Source organism: Streptomyces inusitatus (assembly GCF_014651115.1).
In the GTDB taxonomy this organism is placed as follows: domain Bacteria; phylum Actinomycetota; class Actinomycetes; order Streptomycetales; family Streptomycetaceae; genus Streptomyces; species Streptomyces amakusaensis.
Genome location: NZ_BMWG01000056.1, coordinates 1 through 5,259 on the forward strand (window position 1 = coordinate 1; position 5,259 = coordinate 5,259).

Annotated in this window: 2 rRNA genes; both read left to right on the forward strand. The window is 57.4% G+C overall.

The annotated features are described in order from the left end of the window. Nucleotides 1-257: 257 nt before the first annotated feature. Nucleotides 258-1,785: ribosomal RNA gene (locus IE247_RS33735) — 16S ribosomal RNA — on the forward strand. A 324-nt stretch (nucleotides 1,786-2,109) separates the two neighbouring features. After that, nucleotides 2,110-5,237: ribosomal RNA gene (locus IE247_RS33740) — 23S ribosomal RNA — on the forward strand. The 16S and 23S rRNA genes sit together here, the layout of an rRNA operon. Nucleotides 5,238-5,259 lie beyond the last annotated feature (22 nt).

Sequence of the window (5,259 nt, forward strand, 5' to 3'; positions counted from 1 at the left end):
ACCGAAGGGAAAGCCCGGAGGGCCTGGTGAAAAGGGCCTGAAGGAAGCGTCCGTTCCTTGAGAACTCAACAGCGTGCCAAAAGTCAACGCCAGATACGTTGATACCCCGTCCCCTTCTGGGGATGAGGTTCCTTTGAAAAGTCCTTCCTCAAGGTTTCTTGGGGGAGGCGCACATATAGCGAGGACGCTGTGAATCATCGGATTATTCCTCTGATGGTTCCGCTCTCGTGATGTGTTGCCAGGATTACCTGGAAGCATTCACGGAGAGTTTGATCCTGGCTCAGGACGAACGCTGGCGGCGTGCTTAACACATGCAAGTCGAACGATGAACCCGCTTCGGTGGGGGATTAGTGGCGAACGGGTGAGTAACACGTGGGCAATCTGCCCTGCACTCTGGGACAAGCCCTGGAAACGGGGTCTAATACCGGATGATACCCGGGGGCGCATGCCCTTGGGTTGAAAGCTCCGGCGGTGCAGGATGAGCCCGCGGCCTATCAGCTTGTTGGTGGGGTGATGGCCTACCAAGGCGACGACGGGTAGCCGGCCTGAGAGGGCGACCGGCCACACTGGGACTGAGACACGGCCCAGACTCCTACGGGAGGCAGCAGTGGGGAATATTGCACAATGGGCGAAAGCCTGATGCAGCGACGCCGCGTGAGGGATGACGGCCTTCGGGTTGTAAACCTCTTTCAGCAGGGAAGAAGCGCAAGTGACGGTACCTGCAGAAGAAGCGCCGGCTAACTACGTGCCAGCAGCCGCGGTAATACGTAGGGCGCAAGCGTTGTCCGGAATTATTGGGCGTAAAGAGCTCGTAGGCGGCTTGTCACGTCGGTTGTGAAAGCCCGGGGCTTAACCCCGGGTCTGCAGTCGATACGGGCAGGCTAGAGTGTGGTAGGGGAGATCGGAATTCCTGGTGTAGCGGTGAAATGCGCAGATATCAGGAGGAACACCGGTGGCGAAGGCGGATCTCTGGGCCATTACTGACGCTGAGGAGCGAAAGCGTGGGGAGCGAACAGGATTAGATACCCTGGTAGTCCACGCCGTAAACGTTGGGAACTAGGTGTTGGCGACATTCCACGTCGTCGGTGCCGCAGCTAACGCATTAAGTTCCCCGCCTGGGGAGTACGGCCGCAAGGCTAAAACTCAAAGGAATTGACGGGGGCCCGCACAAGCAGCGGAGCATGTGGCTTAATTCGACGCAACGCGAAGAACCTTACCAAGGCTTGACATACACCGGAAACGGCCAGAGATGGTCGCCCCCTTGTGGTCGGTGTACAGGTGGTGCATGGCTGTCGTCAGCTCGTGTCGTGAGATGTTGGGTTAAGTCCCGCAACGAGCGCAACCCTTGTTCTGTGTTGCCAGCAAGCCCTTCGGGGTGTTGGGGACTCACAGGAGACTGCCGGGGTCAACTCGGAGGAAGGTGGGGACGACGTCAAGTCATCATGCCCCTTATGTCTTGGGCTGCACACGTGCTACAATGGCCGGTACAAAGAGCTGCGATGCCGCGAGGCGGAGCGAATCTCAAAAAGCCGGTCTCAGTTCGGATTGGGGTCTGCAACTCGACCCCATGAAGTCGGAGTTGCTAGTAATCGCAGATCAGCATTGCTGCGGTGAATACGTTCCCGGGCCTTGTACACACCGCCCGTCACGTCACGAAAGTCGGTAACACCCGAAGCCGGTGGCCCAACCCCTTGTGGGAGGGAGCTGTCGAAGGTGGGACTGGCGATTGGGACGAAGTCGTAACAAGGTAGCCGTACCGGAAGGTGCGGCTGGATCACCTCCTTTCTAAGGAGCACTTCTTACCAGGCCTTCGGGTTTGGTCAAGGGGCCAGTACACCGGCGAATGTTCGGTGCTGGTTGCTCATGGGTGGAACGTTGACTATTCGGCAGGTTCACAGGTCGGTCATCAGTACTGTCGCTTCTTCGGGAGCGGCGTGGAACGTGGTTGGTCGGTGGGTCTGTCGGGCACGCTGTTGGGTGTCTGAGGGCACGGACCAGTTCTGGTTTGTTGTCTTCGGGATGCCGGCCCCAGTGAACTCGCCCTTTAGGGGTGGGGTGGTGGGTGGTTGGTCGTTGTTTGAGAACTGCACAGTGGACGCGAGCATCTGTGGCCAAGTTTTTAAGGGCGCACGGTGGATGCCTTGGCACCAGGAACCGATGAAGGACGTGGGAGGCCACGATAGTCCCCGGGGAGCCGTCAACCAGGCTTTGATCCGGGGGTTTCCGAATGGGGAAACCCGGCAGTCGTCATGGGCTGTCACCCGCTGCTGAACACATAGGCAGTGTGGAGGGAACGAGGGGAAGTGAAACATCTCAGTACCCTCAGGAAGAGAAAACAACCGTGATTCCGGGAGTAGTGGCGAGCGAAACCGGATGAGGCCAAACCGTATGTGTGTGATACCCGGCAGGGGTTGCGCATGCGGGGTTGTGGGATCTCTCTTTCACAGTCTGCCGGCTGTGAGACAAGTCAGAAACCGTTCAGGTAGGCGAAGGACATGCGAAAGGTCCGGCGTAGAGGGTAAGACCCCCGTAGCTGAAATCTGGACGGCTTGTTTGAGAGACACCCAAGTAGCACGGGGCCCGAGAAATCCCGTGTGAATCTGGCGGGACCACCCGTTAAGCCTAAATATTCCCTGGTGACCGATAGCGGATAGTACCGTGAGGGAATGGTGAAAAGTACCGCGGGAGCGGAGTGAAATAGTACCTGAAACCGTGTGCCTACAAGCCGTGGGAGCGTCGCATGCAGGGCTTGTCCTTGTATGTCGTGACTGCGTGCCTTTTGAAGAATGAGCCTGCGAGTTTGCGGTGTGTTGCGAGGTTAACCCGTGTGGGGAAGCCGTAGCGAAAGCGAGTCCGAATAGGGCGTTTCAGTAGCATGCTCAAGACCCGAAGCGGAGTGATCTAGCCATGGGCAGGTTGAAGCGGCTGTAAGAGGTCGTGGAGGACCGAACCCACCAGGGTTGAAAACCTGGGGGATGACCTGTGGTTAGGGGTGAAAGGCCAATCAAACTCCGTGATAGCTGGTTCTCCCCGAAATGCATTTAGGTGCAGCGTCGTGTGTTTCTTGCCGGAGGTAGAGCACTGGATAGGCGATGGGCCCTACCGGGTTACTGACCTTAGCCAAACTCCGAATGCCGGTAAGTGAGAGCGCGGCAGTGAGACTGTGGGGGATAAGCTCCATGGTCGAGAGGGAAACAGCCCAGAGCATCGACTAAGGCCCCTAAGCGTACGCTAAGTGGGAAAGGATGTGGAGTCGCAGAGACAACCAGGAGGTTGGCTTAGAAGCAGCCACCCTTGAAAGAGTGCGTAATAGCTCACTGGTCAAGTGATTCCGCGCCGACAATGTAGCGGGGCTCAAGCGTACCGCCGAAGTCGTGTCATTGCAGTACATACCCCCAACGGGGACTGTGATGGGTAGGGGAGCGTCGTGTGCCGGGTGAAGCCGCGCCGGAAGGCAGTGGTGGACGGTTCACGAGTGAGAATGCAGGCATGAGTAGCGATACACACGTGGGAAACGTGTGCGCCGATTGACTAAGGGTTCCTGGGTCAAGCTGATCTGCCCAGGGTAAGTCGGGACCTAAGGCGAGGCCGACAGGCGTAGTCGATGGACAACCGGTTGATATTCCGGTACCCGCTTTGAAGCGCCAAATATCGAATCAGGCGATGCTAAGTCCGTGAAGCCGCCCTTGATCTCTTCGGAGTGAGGGGGAGTGGTGGAGCCGACGGACCAGACTTGTAGTAGGTAAGTGATGGGGTGACGCAGGAAGGTAGTCCAGCCCGGGCGGTGGTTGTCCCGGGGTAAGGGTGTAGGCCGTGTGATAGGCAAATCCGTCACACATTGAGGCTGAGACCTGATGCCGAGCCGATTGTGGTGAAGTGGATGATCCTATGCTGTCGAGAAAAGCCTCTAGCGAGTTTCATGGCGGCCCGTACCCTAAACCGACTCAGGTGGTCAGGTAGAGAATACCGAGGCGTTCGGGTGAACTATGGTTAAGGAACTCGGCAAAATGCCCCCGTAACTTCGGGAGAAGGGGGGCCACGTCTGGTGATGAGTCTTGCACTCTGAGCTGGGTGTGGCCGCAGAGACCAGCGAGAAGCGACTGTTTACTAAAAACACAGGTCCGTGCGAAGCCGTAAGGCGATGTATACGGACTGACGCCTGCCCGGTGCTGGAACGTTAAGGGGACCGGTTAGCTCCATTTCGGTGGGGCGAAGCTGAGAACTTAAGCGCCAGTAAACGGCGGTGGTAACTATAACCATCCTAAGGTAGCGAAATTCCTTGTCGGGTAAGTTCCGACCTGCACGAATGGCGTAACGACTTCTCGACTGTCTCAACCATAGGCCCGGTGAAATTGCACTACGAGTAAAGATGCTCGTTTCGCGCAGCAGGACGGAAAGACCCCGGGACCTTTACTACAGTTTGATATTGGTGTTCGGTTCGGCTTGTGTAGGATAGGTGGGAGACTGTGAACCTTGGACGCCAGTTCAGGGGGAGTCGTTGTTGAAATACCACTCTGGTCGTGCTGGATGTCTAACCTCGGTCCGTGATCCGGATCAGGGACAGTGTCTGATGGGTAGTTTAACTGGGGCGGTTGCCTCCTAAAGAGTAACGGAGGCGCCCAAAGGTTCCCTCAGCCTGGTTGGTAATCAGGTGTTGAGTGTAAGTGCACAAGGGAGCTTGACTGTGAGACCGACGGGTCGAGCAGGGACGAAAGTCGGGACTAGTGATCCGGCGGTGGCTTGTGGAAGCGCCGTCGCTCAACGGATAAAAGGTACCCCGGGGATAACAGGCTGATCTTCCCCAAGAGTCCATATCGACGGGATGGTTTGGCACCTCGATGTCGGCTCGTCGCATCCTGGGGCTGGAGTCGGTCCCAAGGGTTGGGCTGTTCGCCCATTAAAGCGGTACGCGAGCTGGGTTTAGAACGTCGTGAGACAGTTCGGTCCCTATCCGCTGTGCGCGTAGGAATATTGAGAAGGGCTGTCCCTAGTACGAGAGGACCGGGACGGACGAACCTCTGGTGTGCCAGTTGTCCTGCCAAGGGCATGGCTGGTTGGCTACGTTCGGGAGGGATAACCGCTGAAAGCATCTAAGCGGGAAGCCTGCTTCGAGATGAGTATTCCCACCCCCTTTGAGGGGTTAAGGCTCCCAGTAGACGACTGGGTTGATAGGCCGGATCTGGAAGCACCGTGAGGTGTGGAGGTGACCGGTACTAATAGGCCGAGGGCTTGTCCTCAGTTGCTCGCGTCCACTGTGTT